Annotated in this window: 15 protein-coding genes; 6 read left to right on the top strand and 9 right to left on the bottom strand. The window is 56.9% G+C overall.

The window, feature by feature from the left end:
- Nucleotides 1-31 precede the first annotated feature (31 nt).
- From Q0478_RS04610 to Q0478_RS04580, 7 genes are all read right to left on the bottom strand, one after another.
- On the bottom strand, nucleotides 32-913 hold the full coding sequence (locus Q0478_RS04610; protein ID WP_298676664.1) for a LysR family transcriptional regulator: 882 nt from the start codon (nucleotides 911-913) through the stop codon (nucleotides 32-34).
- A 47-nt stretch (nucleotides 914-960) separates the two neighbouring features.
- Nucleotides 961-1,419: a RidA family protein gene (locus tag Q0478_RS04605; protein ID WP_298676662.1), complete on the bottom strand. Its 459-nt coding sequence runs from the start codon at nucleotides 1,417-1,419 to the stop codon at nucleotides 961-963.
- Nucleotides 1,416-2,180 (bottom strand): Asp/Glu racemase, encoded by a 765-nt coding sequence (locus Q0478_RS04600; RefSeq protein ID WP_298676660.1) that lies wholly within the window; start codon nucleotides 2,178-2,180, stop codon nucleotides 1,416-1,418. The genes Q0478_RS04605 and Q0478_RS04600 overlap by 4 nt, the downstream gene beginning before the upstream one ends.
- Nucleotides 2,173-3,348, bottom strand: coding sequence for a PLP-dependent aspartate aminotransferase family protein (locus Q0478_RS04595; RefSeq protein ID WP_298676658.1), 1,176 nt, complete (start codon nucleotides 3,346-3,348; stop codon nucleotides 2,173-2,175). The genes Q0478_RS04600 and Q0478_RS04595 overlap by 8 nt, the downstream gene beginning before the upstream one ends.
- A complete protein-coding gene (locus tag Q0478_RS04590) occupies nucleotides 3,345-5,039 on the bottom strand; it encodes a hydantoinase B/oxoprolinase family protein (protein WP_298676656.1) in 1,695 nt (564 codons plus the stop codon). Before Q0478_RS04590 ends, Q0478_RS04595 begins: the two co-directional genes overlap by 4 nt.
- Entirely contained in the window at nucleotides 5,036-7,123 is a 2,088-nt protein-coding gene (locus Q0478_RS04585) for a hydantoinase/oxoprolinase family protein (protein WP_298676654.1), read from the bottom strand. The genes Q0478_RS04590 and Q0478_RS04585 overlap by 4 nt, the downstream gene beginning before the upstream one ends.
- 176 nt (nucleotides 7,124-7,299) lie before the next feature.
- Complete coding sequence (locus tag Q0478_RS04580) at nucleotides 7,300-7,836, bottom strand: YaeQ family protein (RefSeq protein ID WP_298676653.1); 537 nt, start codon at nucleotides 7,834-7,836, stop codon at nucleotides 7,300-7,302.
- Between the two features lie 187 nt (nucleotides 7,837-8,023).
- On the opposite strand from Q0478_RS04580, the gene Q0478_RS04575 reads away from it, so the two are divergent.
- Genes Q0478_RS04575 through Q0478_RS04555 form a run of 5 tightly spaced genes read left to right on the top strand, consistent with a single transcriptional unit; the run spans nucleotide 8,024 to nucleotide 13,975 of the window.
- Complete coding sequence (locus Q0478_RS04575; RefSeq protein ID WP_298676652.1) at nucleotides 8,024-8,728, top strand: GntR family transcriptional regulator; 705 nt, start codon at nucleotides 8,024-8,026, stop codon at nucleotides 8,726-8,728.
- Entirely contained in the window at nucleotides 8,718-9,626 is a 909-nt protein-coding gene (locus Q0478_RS04570) for a dihydrodipicolinate synthase family protein (protein ID WP_298676651.1), read from the top strand. Before Q0478_RS04575 ends, Q0478_RS04570 begins: the two co-directional genes overlap by 11 nt.
- The gene (locus tag Q0478_RS04565; RefSeq protein WP_298676649.1) at nucleotides 9,623-11,095 is read left to right on the top strand and encodes an aldehyde dehydrogenase; all 1,473 of its coding nucleotides are present in this window, start codon (nucleotides 9,623-9,625) and stop codon (nucleotides 11,093-11,095) included. Before Q0478_RS04570 ends, Q0478_RS04565 begins: the two co-directional genes overlap by 4 nt.
- Nucleotides 11,092-12,642 carry a trimethylamine methyltransferase family protein gene (locus Q0478_RS04560; protein WP_298676647.1) on the top strand — a complete coding sequence of 517 codons (1,551 nt, stop codon included), beginning with the start codon at nucleotides 11,092-11,094 and terminating at the stop codon, nucleotides 12,640-12,642. The genes Q0478_RS04565 and Q0478_RS04560 overlap by 4 nt, the downstream gene beginning before the upstream one ends.
- Nucleotide 12,643: 1 nt before the next feature.
- On the top strand, nucleotides 12,644-13,975 hold the full coding sequence (locus Q0478_RS04555) for an FAD-binding oxidoreductase (protein WP_298676645.1): 1,332 nt from the start codon (nucleotides 12,644-12,646) through the stop codon (nucleotides 13,973-13,975).
- Between the two features lie 19 nt (nucleotides 13,976-13,994).
- Here the strand turns inward: Q0478_RS04555 and Q0478_RS04550 are convergent, their stop codons facing one another.
- Nucleotides 13,995-14,861: a GTP-binding protein gene (locus Q0478_RS04550; protein WP_298676643.1), complete on the bottom strand. Its 867-nt coding sequence runs from the start codon at nucleotides 14,859-14,861 to the stop codon at nucleotides 13,995-13,997.
- Nucleotides 14,858-16,480: an amidohydrolase gene (locus tag Q0478_RS04545; RefSeq protein ID WP_298676640.1), complete on the bottom strand. Its 1,623-nt coding sequence runs from the start codon at nucleotides 16,478-16,480 to the stop codon at nucleotides 14,858-14,860. Before Q0478_RS04545 ends, Q0478_RS04550 begins: the two co-directional genes overlap by 4 nt.
- 64 nt (nucleotides 16,481-16,544) lie before the next feature.
- Between Q0478_RS04545 and Q0478_RS04540 the strand changes: the two genes are divergently transcribed.
- Nucleotides 16,545-17,507 (top strand): LysR family transcriptional regulator, encoded by a 963-nt coding sequence (locus Q0478_RS04540; RefSeq protein WP_298676639.1) that lies wholly within the window; start codon nucleotides 16,545-16,547, stop codon nucleotides 17,505-17,507.
- The last annotated feature ends 43 nt before the right edge of the window (nucleotides 17,508-17,550 follow it).

Raw genomic sequence — 17,550 nt, 5'->3', positions numbered from 1 at the left:
TTGGATCACATAAAACTAGCAGCATATGGGGTCACATGGCGGTGTCGCGGGGCTTATGACTTGTGACACTGGCTTGTGAGGCCCGCAGCCCGGCAATCGCCGCTGCAAGCGCCTCCGGATGGTTCGGATGCTTTGAATGGACGAGATAGGAGGGGCGGTTCAGAACTGGAGCGTCTTGAACAACATGTAGCCGCCCCACCGCAAGGTCCTCGGCGACATAAGCCTGGGGCATATAGGCATAGCAGTCACTCGCACGCAGGTAATCCAAGGCCATCGCGCCATAGCCAATATTGATGGTTGCACTTGCAAATTCGGGAAGTTTTTCCTGATGTTCTTCGCGATAGCCATAACTCCAGTCAATAAAGATGTAGTTCTTTGGGTTGCAGGCCGCAAAATCTATGGCGCGGCGCGACACCATTACCAGCCCATCTTCCATGAAGGGTTCAACGACAAGGCCAGGAAGACCGGTGGGCATGTGAGTGATGGCAAGATCAAGGACACCTTGCGAAATATAATCGACGAGGCGTTCGGAATAATCGGCCTCGACATGAAGGCCAAAACGGGGGTGGTTGCTTTCCATCCAGAGCAACCAAGCCGGCATAAAGCGCCGCCACATTGTCATGTGCAACCCAAGGCCGATCGTTTGCTTGGGGCTGGCAGACCGTGCCATTTCCTGCCGGCCCTGCTGCCAGTTCTGGCGCATTGCGGCGGCGTATTTGTAAAACTTCTGTCCTGCCTCGGTGAGCACAACCCCGGAAGAGCTGCGATCAAACAGTTTTACATTGAGAGTTTCTTCCAGCACCCTGATGCGTGCGCTGACCGTGGATTGTGTGAGGTTGGATTTTTCAGCCACACGGCTGAAATTCCCAGTCTCTGACAAGAGCAAAAACGTGTTGATGGCGTCAATATTCATGAGGGGTTGCAACCGAACAATGAGCAGATGAAACGACCATCCGCTATTTAGGAGATCCGGGCAATCAATTCGATTTCGACGGCGGCATTGCCCGGCAAGGCAGGGGCACCAACCGTGGAGCGTGCATGGCTCCCGGCCGCACCCAGCACGCCGTTGAACACCTCTGATGCGCCGTCAGCAACGCGTGAATGCTCCGAGAAGTCTGCGGCGGCATTGACAAAGACGGTTACTTTCAAAATGCGCTCGATGTTTTCAAGATCACCGGCAGCAGCTTTCAGGACACTGAGCAAACGCAGTGCACACAGGCGCGCGGCGGCGTATCCCTGATCTGCCGTGAGCTCAGTGCCCAGCTGTCCAGCATATTTGAGAACCGTGCCTTCTTTTGGGGTTTGGCCGGCTGCATAGACTGTTTTTTGGGTTGTGACCCACGGCACATAATGCGCCGCAGGGGTAGGCGTGGGGGGCAAGAACAGGCCCAGAGCTTCCATGCGCTCGGAGGGGCTCATCCTTTGGGTGCCGCGCTGGCAAACAGGCGCCCCCCGGCGGAAAGGGTGGCGTCTAGAAGGTTGAGGCGTTTGAGGCAGGCAAACATCAGCGCCTGATTGCTGGTGATCACCGGTTTGCCCAGTCGGGCTTCTAGCGCGGGCACGGCCTCAAGGGCGCGGTAATCCGTGCAGGAGATAACAACGGCCTCTGCGTCTTTGTGGTCTGCTTTCAGGGCCATGTCATAGGCATCTTGCGGGGTCAGCGCATTTTGCTGAAGGCTGCTCAAGGCGCGCTCAAAGCAAAGCTCATTCACCACTTGTATGCCGCTCTCGGCGAGGAAACTGACAGACTCTTGGCTGAGGGCTGTGACATAGGGCGATGTGAAAGCCACTTTTTTTGCGCCGATCTGGTGGATGGCCTCCACAAGCGCGCCAGCTGTCGTTACGGCGGGGCGTCCTGTCATTTCGCACAGATTTGCGCAAAAGGCGGCATCAAAGGCAGGACCATCGGAGAGGGTCGCCGAGGTGCAGCCATAGGCCACCAGATCAACGCGCGCATCCATGAGATCTCGACAGTTTTGTTCCAGAGATTGGCGCACGAATTTGCGCATTTCGCTGGAATCCGGGATGGCTTTTACATCATACCCACCGCTGCGCGCGAAGTGTAGCGTGAGGCCTGGGGGACAGAGCAGCTGACAATCCGGCTCAAGATTTGTGTTGGAAGACGGAACGATCAGGCCAATGCGCTTTGATCGGGGGGAAAAGTTGAGTGTGTCAGACATTCTTGTCGGTCCGGGCCAATTCTTGCTCTACGGCGGCCAGCGCCTGGTGCAAATCTGCGATCAGATCATCGCTGTGCTCCAATCCGATGGAGACGCGCAACATATCTCTGGGCGTCGGAGAGTCGGGTTTTTCCATTCCAGCACGGTGCTCGATGACAGATTCTGTGCTGCCAAAGGAGATGGCTTGCCGGAAGACCTGAACCTTGCTGGCAACTTCTTTGGCCGCAACCTCACCACCCTTGACGCGAAAAGAGAGCATACCGCCAAAGCCGCCGTGCATCTGACGAGCGGCGATGGGGTGATCAGGGTGGCTCTCCAACCCGGGGTAGAGCACCTCTTGCACGAGGGGGGTGTTCTCCAAGGCGCGCGCGACTTTCAGCGCCGTTTCGGAAGCAGCTTTGACACGCAAGGCAAGAGTGCGCATCCCGCGCAGCAGCAACCAGGCTTCAAAGCTGCCCAAGACCGCGCCGTATTCATTCCGGATTTTTTGCAAATCACTCAGCAGGGCGTCATGCCCCTTTGCCACCACAACTGCGCCGCCTATCAGATCGCCATGTCCATTCAGGTATTTGGAGCAAGAGTGCAGGACAATATCTGCCCCATGTTCGATTGGGCGCGTCAAGATGGGCGTGGCCACGGTGTTGTCTATCGCAACGAGCGCACCAGCCGCATGTGCGCAGGCGCAGGCGGCTGCAATGTCGGTGATTGACCATGTTGGATTGCTTGGAGTTTCCAGCCAGATCAGCTTTGTTTTCCCCGGGATGATCGCGGCTTGCAGGCAGGTGGGGGTGCAGGTGTCAACATAGGTTGCTGTGAGGCCCCAGCGCAGGCCGTGGATGTTTATCCAGTCGCGTAACCCCGAATAGAGAAGCTTGGGCAGGACCACATGGTCTCCGGGGGAAAGCCTCTGAAAAACAGAGATGATTGCCGCCATCCCCGAACCAAAGAGCAGACAGCCAGCGCCGCCTTCCAAAGCATTGATCAGCGCTTCTGGTTGCGCGAATGTGGGGTTGTCATCGCGTGTAAACATGCGCCCGGTGCGGCCCAGATCGGTCGGGTCGCGCAGGAATGACGTCGAGGGGCGCAAAGGCGCAGCCATGGCATCGGTTTGTGAGTCAATCCAGCCAAGGGCCGTTGCCGCGAGCGTTTCGGGCGCGCGTTTTGTCATCTCGTTTGATCCTCGTTCTTTGGGTGGGTTGCCCCAACGGTTGCGCCGTAATCTGCTGCCGCAGCCTCTGGGCTAATGAGGCCGAAGTCGAGGTCTTGGGCTATTTTTCCAGGGTCTCGGGTGGCAGGGTCTCCATAGCCTGCGCCACCCGGTGTCAGCACAGTGAGGCGTTCACCCGCCGGGATAACTTGCTCGCCTTTGGGGCGTAACTCAGTGCCATTGCTGAGTATGAGCGCACCGGCTTTGCCGTTTTTGCCGCCCGCACGGCCGCGCGGGGCGTGGTTCACCCTGTCGAGCGCTGCGAAAAGAGAGATCGGGGCATTCTCGCTGCTCGAGATTTCCAAGACTTGGCCCAAGCCTCCCCGGAACGCACCGGCGCCTGCGGAATCTTGGCGATACTCACGCCGCCAGATGATCAGGGGCGAAACACTCTCTGTTATCTCCACGAGCGAGCCCATGACACCGCTGGGGAAGGCGGTTGCCGATAAGCCATCCTTGCCCGGCCGCGCGCCCGTGCCGCCGTTGTGAACCAGTTCGGTTGCGAATTTGGTTTTGCTGGGGTCGTCCTGTGCCGCGTATCCCCCGCGCATGGGCAGATCCCAAAGACAGCACGTCCCTTCCGCAGGAACAAGGCCGGGGACTGCTTGGTGAAGGCATCCGAAAATCACATCGGGAAGCAGTTGACCCACCACATGCCGCATGGCCACGGGAGCCGGGTATTGGGCGTTTACGATGCTGTTTTCGGGGGCCTTGATCACCAAGGGGGCGAGGGCACCTTCATTGTTTGGAATATCGGGAGCCAGGGCACATTTCAGGGCAAAGCAAGCGTAAGCGCTGGCATAGTTCAGCGGGCAATTGATTCCTTTGGCAGAGCGGCCTGACGAGCCTGAAAAATCAACCACCACCTCACCTTCGGCGATGGTCATTGTGGCCATAAGGTCGAGTGGGGTGTCATAGCCGTCAACACGCATGTCGTAGTGATATGTGCCTTTGGGTAGGGCATTGATCAAGTCGCGTGTCCGTTCGCGGGATGTGTTGATAATATAGTCAGCGATTTGGTCGAGCTCGGTGAGCGCTATGTCGGCCATACATTCAGAGAGGCGGGTGCTGCCGCGCTCAACGCAGGCAATCAGCGCGTAGGTGTCGCCTTCGACTTCAACAGGAACACGGCTGTTGCTCTTGAGGATTGTCATGAAGGTTTCGTCCAGACGGCCGGCATCTACCAACTTAAAGATGGGTACAAACAAGCCCTCGTCCAGAACATCCGATCCATCAGGGCCAAACCCCAGGCCGCCCAGGTCGGCAAGGTGGCTGGTGCATGAGGTGAACCCGACCAGCACGCCCTGATGAAAGCAGGGGCGCACCAACATGAAATCGTTGAGGTGACCGGCGGCTTTCCAGGGGTCGTTTGTGAGGTAGATGTCTTCGGGGTGCATGTCTTCAAGCGGGTATTTCTCGAGAAAGAAACGCACGGAATTTGCCATGGTATTCACATGGCCCGGGGTGCCTGTGACCGCTTGGGCAATCATGCGGCCCTTCAGATCAAACAGGCCAGCCGATAGATCTCCGGACTCGCGCACAATCGGGTTGAAGGCCGTGCGCATAAGTGTTTGCGCCTGCTCTTCCACGATGGCTATTAGTCTGTTCCAGAGGATTTGCAGCTCTATAACGCTGAGGGTCTGCTGGGTCATGTTGCGGTCCTGTCCAGTATCAGATTCATGTTCCCGTCCAGCTGTCCGCAAAAGCCGGCTGTGACAAAAGTTGTGGTTTGCGGTTCTTCCACGACCAACGGCCCCTTGAGGACATCGCCGGCGTTCAGGTCTGGCCGCCAATACCGTGGCACTGGCAGGAAGGCCGTGTGTTCCGGTATAAAGACGGCCCGTTCTCCTGAGGATACAGCGGAAGATGTGCTCGTAGCCTTTGCGCTGCTTGTCGGGGGTTCAACAACGGTTGAGACAACGACCGACCATGACAAAATTTCTATATCTCGCTCAGGAATTGTGCGGCCATAAAGCTGGCGGTAGCAGCTGTCATAAGTTTCTTTGAGTGCGGTGATGTCGGAAGATGTGAGCGCGCGCGCGGGGATGGGCACCTGGATCTCATGGCCCTGCCCGATATAGCGCATGTATGCCGTGCGCGTTTCATGCAGCTTCGCGTCCTGTGCCCCCGCTTGAACAATGGTATGGGCCTGCTGTGAAATGCTGTCGATCACGGCATTGACGGCGGTGAGGTTGAAATCAACCAGCGTTGTATAGTGGCTTTGCACCATTTCGTAAGAAATTGGTGCGCTCAAGAAGCCCAATGCCGAGCCAACGCTTGAGTTTGCGGGCACGATGACGCGTTTTATGCCCAGTTTTTCAGCCAGCCGGATCGCATGAAGCGGGCCACCTCCGCCAAAGGCAATCAAGCTGAATTTTGACAGGTCAACGCCATGCTCAACACTATGAATGCGCGCGGCATTGGCCATGTTTTCCTCGACCATTTCGGTAATTCCAAAGGCGGCGTCTGCGGTAGAGACGTTCAGAGTGGCACCGATGTCTTGCGCGACAGCTTCTTGGGCGGCCGTGACATCGAGTGGCATTTTGCCCTCGGCAAAGGCGTCAGGGTCGATACGCCCGAGCAGCAGGTTGGCATCTGTAACGGTAGGCTTTGTGCCGCCTTTGCTGTAGCAGGCAGCGCCGGGCATCGCGCCGGCACTTTCTGGCCCGATGTTTAGGCGCCCTACTTGATCAACATGGGCGATAGAGCCGCCGCCTGCGCCAATTTCGATCATTTCGATCACAGGAATACGCACCGGCATCCCGCTGCCTTTTTGGAAGCGAGCGGAGCGGGCAATTTCAAAGTTTCGGGCGGTTTTGGGGCTGTAATCTTCTATCAATGATATCTTTGCCGTTGTGCCGCCCATATCGAAGGACAAGACCTTTGGTTCGTTCAGTTGCTGGGCAATACGCGCCGCCAAGATTGCGCCGCCGCTGGGGCCGGATTCAACCAGCCGGATTGGATATTTGATAGCGCTTTCCAGTGTCGTCATACCGCCACCGGAGGTCATCAGAAATATCGGGCACCCAAACCCCCTGTTCTGGAAGGCTCCGGCCAGAGCCCGTAAGTATCGGGCCATAATGGGCTGGACATAGGCATTACAGGCGGTGGTCATAAGGCGCTCGTATTCGCGGACCTCTGGGCAAACATCGCTTGAAAGTGTAATTTCCGCCTTGCAGCCGAGCGCGCGCAGGATGTCGCGGACGCGTCGTTCGTGGGCTGGGTTCGCATAGGAATGCAAAAAACCCACGGCGATTGCGCAAACACCCTCTGCTTCAAGCTTTTCATAGAGGGGTGAAAGCGCTGCTTCATCCAGTTCGATCAAGGTTTCGCCCCGCACATTCACACGCTCCTTGACAGTGAAGCGCAGGTTGCGCGGTATGAGCTGCGCGGGTTTTTCGATCATCAGATCAAACTGGTCGTATCGGCTTTCATAGGCGATTTCCAAGCTGTCGCGGAAACCTTCCGTCGTTATCAGGGCTGTTTTCACGCCCTTGCGCTCGATCAACGCGTTTGTGGCGAGGGTCGTGCCATGGACGAATATATCAATATCCTCAGGCTTGATCGCGGCGTCCTGCAAGACAACCTCAACGCCTGCGAGAACCCCCAATTCGGGCTGGCCGGTGTTGGTGGGAACCTTGGCAGTGAAGAGCCCGTGGGGCGTATCCAGCACGATGTCGGTAAATGTCCCGCCAATATCAGCCGCCAAGCGGGTTTGCGCTGTTTTTCCTGTCACTCTTTTTCTCTCTGCTGAAAAGGGCGTTGAGAAAGACGTTAGGAGATGGGTTTTGAGCGTGGAAACGAATAGTTTTCATGGGCGTATCGAATTTTTTGATAGCAGCAACCGGTGGGAGCAGGTTGCGGGTTCTGATGTGGCCAGTAAACCTGCTGCAACCGTGTGCCCTAGCGTGGCTATTTCCAAGTCTCCGGGGATACATAAACAATGGCGTCGTCTGCGCTGATCATCACGTCGCCGTCTTGAATGTTGACTTGCAGCTGCATGGAGCGATTGGCGAGCTGACCAAGATCGTGGGTGGTTTGCTCAGAAAAATTTACAACATGGAGGTTGTCAAAGCGTGTCGTGGTGTTTTTCAGCTTTTCCCACCAAATCTCGGCTGTTTTGCCACCATAACTGTAGATTTTCACCTCCTGCGCCTTACCGCAAGACTGACGAACAATCTTTTCGCTGGGAAGCCCCAAGGTGACCCAAAGCTCCAGCTCGTCACTCAGGCTTTTTTGCCAGATGTCGGGCTCATCATCTGTTGAGAGCCCTTTTGTCATTTCCAGGCGCTCGGCGGCATTGAGCGCAAAAGCGAGCAGCCGCACCATCAGCCGTTCATCTGTTTCTGAAGGATGTTTGGCCACAGTCAGCTTATGGGTTTCATAGTAGTGTCGATCCATATCAGACACGGCGAGCTCGACTTTATAGATGGTGGATTTTTGCGCCATGACAGCCCCCGAAGCAACGAAGATAGCGTTGCCTATAGGGTCTGGGGCCCTTGCGAAAGAAGATAAAGACCATCGTGCGCAAAAAGACAGCGTTTTGCTGGCTGTGGGGCGTTGAGGGCGCGTTCATGATCGGCCTTGACGGAACGCCATTTTGGTATACATGTTGTATACAATTTATGGAGAGCCTATGACACGCCTTTCAAAATCAGACTGTCTTGAAGATTTGCGCAGGCGCATTTTGTCAACAGAGCTTGAGCCCGGCCTCGACCTAGATGAGGCGCGCCTTTCGGAGCACTATCAAATGTCACGCACACCGCTGCGGGAGGTTCTCCAAAGGCTTCAGGGGGAAGGCTATGTGGTGATGAGCGAAAACCGGGGAGCGAAAGTGGCCTCCATGGACATCGCTGTTTTGCGTATGTTTTTTCAAACCGCGCCGATGATTTACGCAAATATTGCCCAGCTGGCCTGTGAAAACCGCAGCGCTGCACAGCTTGATGCGCTGAAGTTGGCTCAGCTGGATTTCGCGAGGGCTGCGCGGTCTTCAAATGCGGCGCAGTCTGCTTTGGCCAACCACAGGTTTCATGCGGTGATCGGGGAAATGGCGCAAAATGTCTATCTTTTGGCCTCGCTCGCGCGGTTGCAGATTGATCATACGCGGATGAGCCAAACTTTCTATCGCCCGGCCGCGCCCGCTGAAAGGTTGCTTGTGATGAAGGCGATCGAACAACATGACGCGATGATTGCTGCTCTGGAGGCGCGAGAAGGGGCTCTGGCGATAGATCTCACATTGCAACACTGGGATCTCAGCCGTGACCGGATGGAGCGCTTTGTGCGCCCGGATCCTTTGCCTGTTGATGTTATTTCTCTCAAGGAACGCCGCAATGCACTTTGAAGGTATCTATACCCCGCTCGTCACGCCGTATCATGCGAATTTTTCGCTCAACGAAGCCGCATTGGCCGAAACTGTTGAGCACCTCATTTCGGCTGGTGTGCATGGACTTGTTGTGGCTGGGTCAACGGGTGAATACTATGCGCAAAGCCCTGAGGAGCGCCTCGAGATGATGCGGATCTGCGCAGGTCTGATCAAGGGGCGGGTGCCCATGGTGGTTGGCACGGGTGCGATCCGGACAGAGGACAGCGTTCTGTATGCAGAGGCGGCCAAAGCGGCTGGGGCTGACGCTCTTTTGGTGGCGACGCCGCCCTATGCCTATCCGACAGGGCGCGAGATTGCGCTCCATGCCTTGGCTGTGGACAGAGCTGCGAACCTGCCGGTGATGCTTTACAACTATCCCGGCCGCATGTCGGTGAATATGGATGAGGAGTGTCTTGACCGGCTGGGACGGTCTCCCAATTTTTGCGGCATCAAGGAAAGCTCGGGCGATATCAACCGGCTGCACATGTTGGCCCGTGATTATCCGCATATCCGGCTCAGCTGTGGCATGGACGATCAAGCCTTGGAGTTTTTTGCCTGGGGTGCGCGGAGTTGGGTCTGTGCGGGGTCAAACTTTGCTCCGGAAGCCCATATTGCGCTGTATGAAGCTTGCGTGCTGGAGGGTGATTTCACCAAGGGCCGTGCGATCATGTCGGCCATGCTCCCTTTGATGCGTGTTTTGGAGCAGGGGGGCAAGTTTGTCCAATCTATCAAATACGGGCTGACCCTGCGCGGTATCGAGGCGGGGCCGCCACGCAAGCCACTGCAACCTTTGAACAAGGACGACAAGCGTGAGCTTGCGGAAGTGATCCGCACCATGAACACAGCTATTTCCAACATTACGGGGGCGACAAGATGACTGACCTGCTGACCCAAGCCGAATACAAAGCAATTGCCGCAGCTCTCACACTGCCACGCAGCCCATTTATGGACGGCAAGTATCAGCCCGGACGCGGCCCTCTCATGGCCACTTTGAACCCTGCAACCGGAGAGGAACTCACACAGATTTCAACAGCAAACGCCGAGGACGTGGATTTTGCGGTAGACAAGGCGCGCGAGGCTTTTGAGCAGGGGCAATGGTCAAAACGCGATCCGGAGGCGCGCAAGGATGTTTTGATTCGGCTGTGCAAACTGCTCACCCGCAACCGTCGCGAACTTGCCGTGATGGAGAGCCTTGAATCAGGCAAGCCGATCCGGGATTGCGAGCTCGTTGATCTCCCCGAAACGATCCATTGCATCAAGTGGCACGCTGAGGCCACCGACAAAATTTATGACCAGACAGCGCCCACCGGAGACGGGGCACTGGCGGTGATTGTGCGCGAACCCGTTGGTGTTGTGGCGGCTGTATTGCCGTGGAATTTCCCGTTGATGATGCTGGCTTGGAAAATTGGTCCGGCCTTGGCGGCGGGGTGTTCGGTAATCGTGAAGCCTGCCGAACAGACCAGCTTGACAGCTCTGCGTGTGGCAGAGTTGGCCCATGAGGCAGGTTTGCCGCGCGGTGTTTTGCAGGTTTTGCCCGGAGACGGCCCATCGGTGGGGGAGCCGCTGGGCCGGCACATGGGGGTGGATATGGTCAGCTTCACCGGCTCGACCCAAACGGGCCGGCGTTTTTTGCATTATGCCGCAGACAGCAACCTCAAGAAGGTTGTCCTTGAATGCGGAGGCAAGAACCCTGCTGTGGTTTTTGACGATGCAGAAAACCTGGATCATGTGGCCGAACATGTGGTCAATGCCGCCTTTTGGAATGCGGGTCAGAACTGCTCTGCTACATCGCGGCTGATTGTGCATTCGGCGGTCAAGGCTGAGCTTCTTGAAAAGATCAAGGCGAGGCTGCGGGACTGGAAGGTGGGCGACCCCCTTGATCCGGCCAATCATATTGGGGCGTTGATTGATCAAAACCATTGCGCCAAGGTGCGCCGCTATCTTGATGATGGCGCTCAGGGGCCCTTTATTGCGCCGACTGTGATTGAGGTCACGGCGGATGATATCCGTGCGCGCGAAGAGATTTTTGGGCCTGTCCTGAGTGTGATCTCGGTGGCGAGTAATGATGAAGCGGTGCAGCTTGCAAATGAGACTGATTATGGGCTGGCTGCCGCGGTGTTTTCCGCAGGGGGGCGGCGCGCCATCCGTGCCGCGCGCGACATTCGTGCGGGAACTGTCACGCTCAACTGCTATGGGGAAGGCAATATAGCAACGCCCTTTGGCGGCTATAAACAGTCTGGTTTTGGCGGACGCGACAACGGGCTACATGCGCATGACCAATATATCGAAGTGAAAACCATCTGGATAGATCTGAGTGATCCAGCAGACGGAGACAACCTGACATGAGTGTTGAAGCTGTTGGAACGCAGCGGCGTGGTCGCGGTGCGCGCAAGGCACTGCGCCAGACCCGTGACGTGAAGATGTTACCCGCGCTCAAGAGAAAGCTGCCGCTTGTCGAGCCAATGACGCCTGAGCAGATAGAAAAAATTGATGCGGCGTCTATGAATATTCTCGAAAACGTGGGTGTCCAGTTTCGGGATCCTATTGCCCTGCAAGACTGGGCTCGAGCCGGAGCCAAGGTTGTGGGCGAGCAGGTGTATCTGGGCCGGGATCTTGTGCGCGAGCTGGTTGCGACGATTCCGGAGAGTTTTACCTATCATGCGCGCAACCCGGCCAATAACCTGCCATTTGGCCAGGACCACGGACTATTTGTGCCGATGACGGGAGCACCTTTCTTGAGAGGGCTGGACGACCAGCGCCGCAACCCCACGCTGAAGGATCTGGCGGATTTTCACAAGTTGAGCCATATGCTCCCAGCGATCCATTCTTCGGCGCATCATATCGTTGAACCCTATGACCATCCCATTAGCCAGCGCCATCTGCGGATCACCTACTCGTCGATGAAGCATTCGGACAAGACGTTCATGGGAATGACAACCAGCCCGAAAAACGCGGAAGATGTGATCGAGATGGCGGCGCTTCTGTTCGGGGATGAATTTATTGACAGCCACCCCGTCGTAACGGGCAATTGCAACGGAAACTCGCCGCTTGTCTGGGATGAAACCATGCTTGGTGCCTTGCGCGCTTTTTGTAAACGCAATCAGCCCGTTTTGTGCTCACCTTTTGTGTTGGGCGGGGCCAATACCCCGGCATCCGTGCCGGCAACTGTCGCACAGCTGAATGCCGAGGCGCTGAGTGCGCTGGCTTACACGCAGGTTGTTCGTAAGGGGTGTCCGGCAATTTATGGACATTACTTGAGCACGGTCAGTATGAAATCCGGTGCGCCCATGGCGGGCACACCCGAGATCAGCCTCATGAATTTCATGATTGGCCAAATGGCACGCTTTTACGGGGTGCCTTGGCGCACGTCGAACACTTTGGGCGGCGCCAAGACCTTTGACGCGCAAGCCGGATATGAAAGCGCGATGACCATGAATGCTGTGCTGATGGCAGGGGCCAATTACATATGGCATTCGGCGGGTTGGAATGAAGCCGGGATGCATTGCTCGATGGCCAAATTCATTGTGGATGCAGAGATGTGCGAGATGGGTTATCGCATGGCCGAAGGCATCCGGTGGGATGACTTTGAGGCCGCCCTTGCGGCCGTGCCTGATGTCGGGCCGGGAGGGCATTATCTGGGCCACCCACACACGCTTGAGCATTTTCAGAAGGCCTTTTTCATGCCTGATATGTTTGACAACAACTCCATTGAGCAGTGGCAGGCCGAAGGCAGCGTCGAGATCACAGAGCGTGCTCTGAGAAAGGCGCGGGCGATGCTTGATGAATATGAGGAGCCCAAGCTGGATACGGCGGTAGACGAGGCATTGCTGGATTATATCGCGCGTCGTGAACGCCAGATCCCTGCCGCGGATGCGCTCAATCAGGAGTATTGAGATGGAGGTGCGTCGCCTTCCGCGTGACCCCGGCCCTGCGGGCTGGAATCGCCTCTTGCCAGAGCCGCCAAGCCCTTTGCCCCTTGAAGGGAAGAGCACCGCCGACTGGCTTGTGATCGGGGCCGGGTTCGCGGGGCTGGCAGCGGCGCACAGGCTCTCCAAGCTGGCCCCCGGCGACCGGATTGTCGTGCTTGAGGCCACGCGGGTGGGGGCAGGGCCAGCCGGGCGCAACTCGGGGTTCATGATTGATCTGCCCCACGACCTCACATCCGATGATTACGGTGGCGCTTTGGCCACAGATATGGCCCAGACAGAAGACAACCGCCGTGGTATCGCTCATGCGCGGGAAATGGCTGAAGAATACGGGCTTGGCCCGGAGGCTTTTGTCTTGTCAGGCAAGATCAATGGCGCTGCCAGCGCCAAAGGGGAGGCTCATAACCTGAGTTTTGCAAAGCACCTGGATAAGATGCAGGAACCTTATGCGCTCTATGATGCGGCCCAGATGCGTGACATCACCGGCACGGACTATTATCAAACTGGCCTGTTTACGCCCGGCTGTGCCATGGTTCAGCCGGCCATGTTTGTACGCGGCGTTGCGGCGGGGCTGTCTTCAAACCGGGTTTCAATCCATGAAATGAGTCCCGTCTCGGCTCTGAGGCGTGACGGCGGTTGGACCGCTGTTACCCCTCAAGGTCAGGTGACTGCGCCACGGGTGATTCTGGCCGTAAACGGGCACCTCAACAGTTTTGGATATGTGCCCAACCGCTTGATGCATGTGTTTACCTATGCCTCCATGACCCGCGCCTTGAGTTCTCAAGAGGTGGCGCGCCTTGGGGGGCAGTCCGTTTGGGGGCTCACCCCCGCAGACCCTATGGGAACGACAGTGCGCCGCATTTCCGGGACAGGAGGCGACAGGATCATTGTGCGCAACCGGTTTACCTTTGACCCCTCTTTGGAGGTGGACGAGGCGCGGGTTGAACGCATTTCCCGTGATCACGCGCGCGCTTTTTCTGCCCGGTTCCCGGGTTTGCGTGATGTTGAAATGGAGCATGTTTGGGGCGGCAGGCTTTGCCTCAGTCGCAACAATGTGCAGGTCATTGGCGAGCTTGAAGAGGGGCTTTATTCTGCTTGTTGCCAAAACGGATTGGGCACCGCCAAAGGCACTTTGGCGGGGGGGTTGGCCGCAGAGCTGGCCATGGGCCTTTCCTCGCCTGCCTTGACACGGGCATTGGCCGCCGAGCGGCCATCCCGGCTGCCACCCGCGCCCTTTGCCAGCCTCGGGGCAAACCTCTATCTCAAGTGGCAAGAGCGCCGTGCCGGGCGTGAGCTGTGATGTCGTGCCTTGGGCCGATTTAGGCCCACCATTGCGCGATGGCATCTTGTGAGAGGCTTTGCTTGGGGCCAATGCCGACAAGCTTTCCGATACTGGGCTGCTCACACGCGCTCACGCTGATTTGTGCCCCTACAACATGAAGTTCGAGCCCGCCGTCGGGGCCCAAGAGTCGGCCCTTGAGACGGTAGAGCCCGCTTGGCCGCGACTCGAGTTTTTCAAGCAACCGCGCGCGTGAAAATTCACGCGGTTCCTGAGCTGACCACGAAGTATAGGCGGGATGCGTGTGGGCGGCAATGTCGGGCGCCTTGTCTGGGTTAAGCTCGAGAAGCAACTCAGACACCGATATGTCATCAGAAAGCGCCATCGCCGGGGCGTTGGCCAACACAGCCAGCTCTAACAAGAGAGCCTGATCGCTGCCTTTTGAGAGCAGAACAATATCAGCCGCGCGCACTTGCCCCTTGACCTGCTCTCCCACCAGCGGATCATGGGCCAGCGCGCGGTAGTTCAGAGCGTCTGCGAGCGTGACAATACCGGCATAGCGCAAATCGGGCTCTGCCAATGCGACATTTGCAATCTTGCTGGGCTCGGCCACGCCGCTGGCTTCTATTATAAGGTGTTCTGGCCTCGGAGTGCGATCCAGCGCATCTGCAACGGCCATGAACAAATCACCCCCGATGGTGCAGCAAACACAGCCGTTGGAGAGCAGGAGCGTGTCCTTCTCGGCGCTGACAAGCAGGTCGGCATCAATGTTGATGGCTCCAAAATCGTTCACCAGCACCATGAGTTGCTGCCCATGAGGCTCAGATAGCAGGCGATTGATCAAGGTAGTTTTGCCCGCCCCCAAGTAGCCTGAGATGACGGTGAGTGGCAGTCTTGGTTGGCTCATAGCAGGTGTTGCACCCCGTTGATCACGGTGCCAAGCACCGCCACATCTTTAAGGCATTTTGCCTTGGTCGGGTCTTCAGCCAAAACGGCAAAATCTGCCTTTTTTCCCGTTTCGATTGAGCCAATTTCATGATCCATCTTCAAAGTATAGGCCGCGCCAAGCGTGATGGCATAGAGTGCTTCGCTGACGGAAATTCTTTGGGCTTCACCCAGAATGCGGCCTGTCATGGTTTCGCGGGTGACGGCGCACCATGCGGTAAACAATGGCCCCATAGGGGTGACCGGCGCGTCTGAGTGAATTGCAACGCGCACCCCCTCGTCTAGGGCGGAACGCACAGCGTCCATTCGTTCAGCGCGATCTTCTCCGAGTGTTAAGGCGGCGTGCTGATCTCCGAAATACCAGATATGGTTGGCAAAAAGATTGGTGCAAATACCCAACGCGGCGCAGGCTCGAAACTGGTCACGTCCCATCATCTGGCAATGTTGCAACACATGGCGGCTGTTGGGCCAAGGGTGTTTGCGGCTTGCGGCTTCAAGAGCTGCGATCGACACCTCAGATGCTTCATCGCCATTTGTGTGAATATGCATTTGCACAGCGTTTTTCTGCATCACCTCGCACAGATCAAAAATGGTTTCAGGCGGGGTGTTCCAGATCCCGTTGGGCTGCCCGCCCACATAGCCGGGCCATTTGACCCGGGCGGTCCATCCCTGAATAGACCCGTCGGTCATCAATTTGACGGCCCCAAGCCGCAGTTTATCGTGGTTAAATGTCTTCAGATGCAGGGCGCGGGCGGCTATCTCCTCGGGTTGGGCGCCTATGGCCCCCAAAGTTGGCACCAGTCGAATCGGAAAGCTTGCTTCGCGGGTTACCCGTGTGAGGGTGTCGATATCGCTCTCCTCGATCGTCGCGAAGAGATCTGTCGCGGTGGTAACGCCGGCACGCGTGCACACTTTGCCAAACGAGCGGATGGCTGGCGCTGTCTGGCTGAGGCCGCGAAAATCAATGCCAAGGCGGCGCATGACGGGCATCATGGCGGCCATTTCTTGCAGCTCGCCGGTCAGTGCCCCGTCCGGACCGCGCAACACGCCTTCGACGTTTGTCTCGGCGCTGTAGCTGGCGAGCTCGAGCGCGCGCGTGTTGACACACATCAGGTGAAAGTTGGAATACATCACGGCGACGGGGCGATCTTTGCTGATCTGGTCAAGGTGGTTGCGGTTCAAGCGTTCGGTTGGCAGGAAAATCGGGTCAAAACCCCAAGCCACCAAGGGTTGTCCAGCGGGTAAGGCGTTTGCCTGATCTGACAGGCGTTCAACGACGGCCTCGATGTCTGTCATCCCTTTCCAAAGCTTACCATCCGGGTCGATACGGTCGTGATAACCGGCATAGGCGTAATCCCAGATAGCGCCGGCCATCATGTGGGAATGCCCCTCGACAAATCCGGGCATCAGAACGGCATCGCTCAAGCTGTCATCGTGCACGGCCGTGCCCCATTGATCGGCGCAATCCGCGCCCCCCACAGCCAGAATTTTACCGTCCATGACAGCGACATGGGTGGCGCGTGGTTGGTTTGGATCCATCGTTATAATTTCTTTGGCACGATAAACGGTGATCTGGCTCATGGGTGTCTCCTTGATTGCGATAAGAGGTATCGCAGGGTTGAAAATCGGAAAAATAGATTTAGCAATGAGCATAGATATATTTTTTAGAGGATATGCTTTGCAGTTCACCCTCAAACAGCTGCGCTATGTGGATGCTGCCTTGCGCACCGGGTCTATTGCCCATGCCGCCAGAGAGATGAATATCTCACAGTCTTCAATTTCGGCGGCGATTGATGCGACGGAAACCTTGATGGGGGTGGCTTTGTTTCACCGGATGCCTGCGAAGGGTATTCGCCCCACAGAGGCCGGAGTGCACGCCACAGAAAAAATTGCCCAGTTTCTCAGCAGCGCCCGAATACTGGAATCGGACCTCATGTCCTCCAAAGGCGTTGCTGTGGGCAGTTTGCGCATGGGGTGTTATGCGCCGACAGCCCCCTTCATGCTTCCGCGCATTCTCAATAGTGTGCGCGCCGCTCATCCGCAGGTGCGCGTTGAGATGAAAGAAGGCGACATGGAAAACCTGGTGGAATTTCTCAATGCGGGGGAAGTGGATGTTGCGCTGACCTATCGCAGGGTTACCCCGGAAACCATGCCCTTTATGCCGCTTTTTCCTGCGCCACCCTGGGCCCTGATCCCGGAAGCTTGGCCGCTCGCCCAAAAGCCGGCGGTTTCGCTGCATGATCTTGCTGCTGAGCCGATGATCATGCTGGATCTGGCGTCAACACATCATTATTTTGGCCAACTTTTCAAAGCCCGTGGATTAAGCCCGAATATCGTTTACACCACACGTTCGTCTTCTGTTTTGCGTGGGCTTGTGGCTGCAAACTATGGCTATTCGATCCTGAATATTTGTGGCCCTCAAGACCGGAAGGAAGGCGCTGGCTATGTTTGTCGCCCTATAACCGGTAAGCTTGATACCCCCAGTTTCGGTCTCGCATATACCCGTGCCGCGCGGCACACGTCTATTGTAAGTGCAATGCTCAGTATTTGTGCAAGGCTTGCCCAAGAGGGCGCATTTGATGATCTTGTGATGGCTGCCGAGACATAGCCTCGGAAATTTAGATGTTATCCTTTGAAAAAGACCCTTTTTA

Source organism: uncultured Lentibacter sp. (genome assembly GCF_937123735.1).
Classification (GTDB): Bacteria; Pseudomonadota; Alphaproteobacteria; order Rhodobacterales; family Rhodobacteraceae; genus Lentibacter.
This window is presented reverse-complemented; position numbering and strand designations above follow the sequence as displayed.

Bases quoted from the DNA above. Each gene is read 5' to 3' on its own strand.
- Q0478_RS04610 (WP_298676664.1), bottom strand. From the start codon at position 913: ATGAATATTGACGCCATCAACACGTTTTTGCTCTTGTCAGAGACTGGG.
- Q0478_RS04605 (WP_298676662.1), bottom strand. From the start codon at position 1,419: ATGAGCCCCTCCGAGCGCATGGAAGCTCTGGGCCTGTTCTTGCCCCCC.
- Q0478_RS04600 (WP_298676660.1), bottom strand. From the start codon at position 2,180: ATGTCTGACACACTCAACTTTTCCCCCCGATCAAAGCGCATTGGCCTG.
- Q0478_RS04595 (WP_298676658.1), bottom strand. From the start codon at position 3,348: ATGACAAAACGCGCGCCCGAAACGCTCGCGGCAACGGCCCTTGGCTGG.
- Q0478_RS04590 (WP_298676656.1), bottom strand. From the start codon at position 5,039: ATGACCCAGCAGACCCTCAGCGTTATAGAGCTGCAAATCCTCTGGAAC.
- Q0478_RS04580 (WP_298676653.1), bottom strand. From the start codon at position 7,836: ATGGCGCAAAAATCCACCATCTATAAAGTCGAGCTCGCCGTGTCTGAT.
- Q0478_RS04575 (WP_298676652.1), top strand. From the start codon at position 8,024: ATGACACGCCTTTCAAAATCAGACTGTCTTGAAGATTTGCGCAGGCGC.
- Q0478_RS04570 (WP_298676651.1), top strand. From the start codon at position 8,718: ATGCACTTTGAAGGTATCTATACCCCGCTCGTCACGCCGTATCATGCG.
- Q0478_RS04565 (WP_298676649.1), top strand. From the start codon at position 9,623: ATGACTGACCTGCTGACCCAAGCCGAATACAAAGCAATTGCCGCAGCT.
- Q0478_RS04560 (WP_298676647.1), top strand. From the start codon at position 11,092: ATGAGTGTTGAAGCTGTTGGAACGCAGCGGCGTGGTCGCGGTGCGCGC.
- Q0478_RS04555 (WP_298676645.1), top strand. From the start codon at position 12,644: ATGGAGGTGCGTCGCCTTCCGCGTGACCCCGGCCCTGCGGGCTGGAAT.
- Q0478_RS04550 (WP_298676643.1), bottom strand. From the start codon at position 14,861: ATGAGCCAACCAAGACTGCCACTCACCGTCATCTCAGGCTACTTGGGG.
- Q0478_RS04545 (WP_298676640.1), bottom strand. From the start codon at position 16,480: ATGAGCCAGATCACCGTTTATCGTGCCAAAGAAATTATAACGATGGAT.
- Q0478_RS04540 (WP_298676639.1), top strand. From the start codon at position 16,545: ATGAGCATAGATATATTTTTTAGAGGATATGCTTTGCAGTTCACCCTC.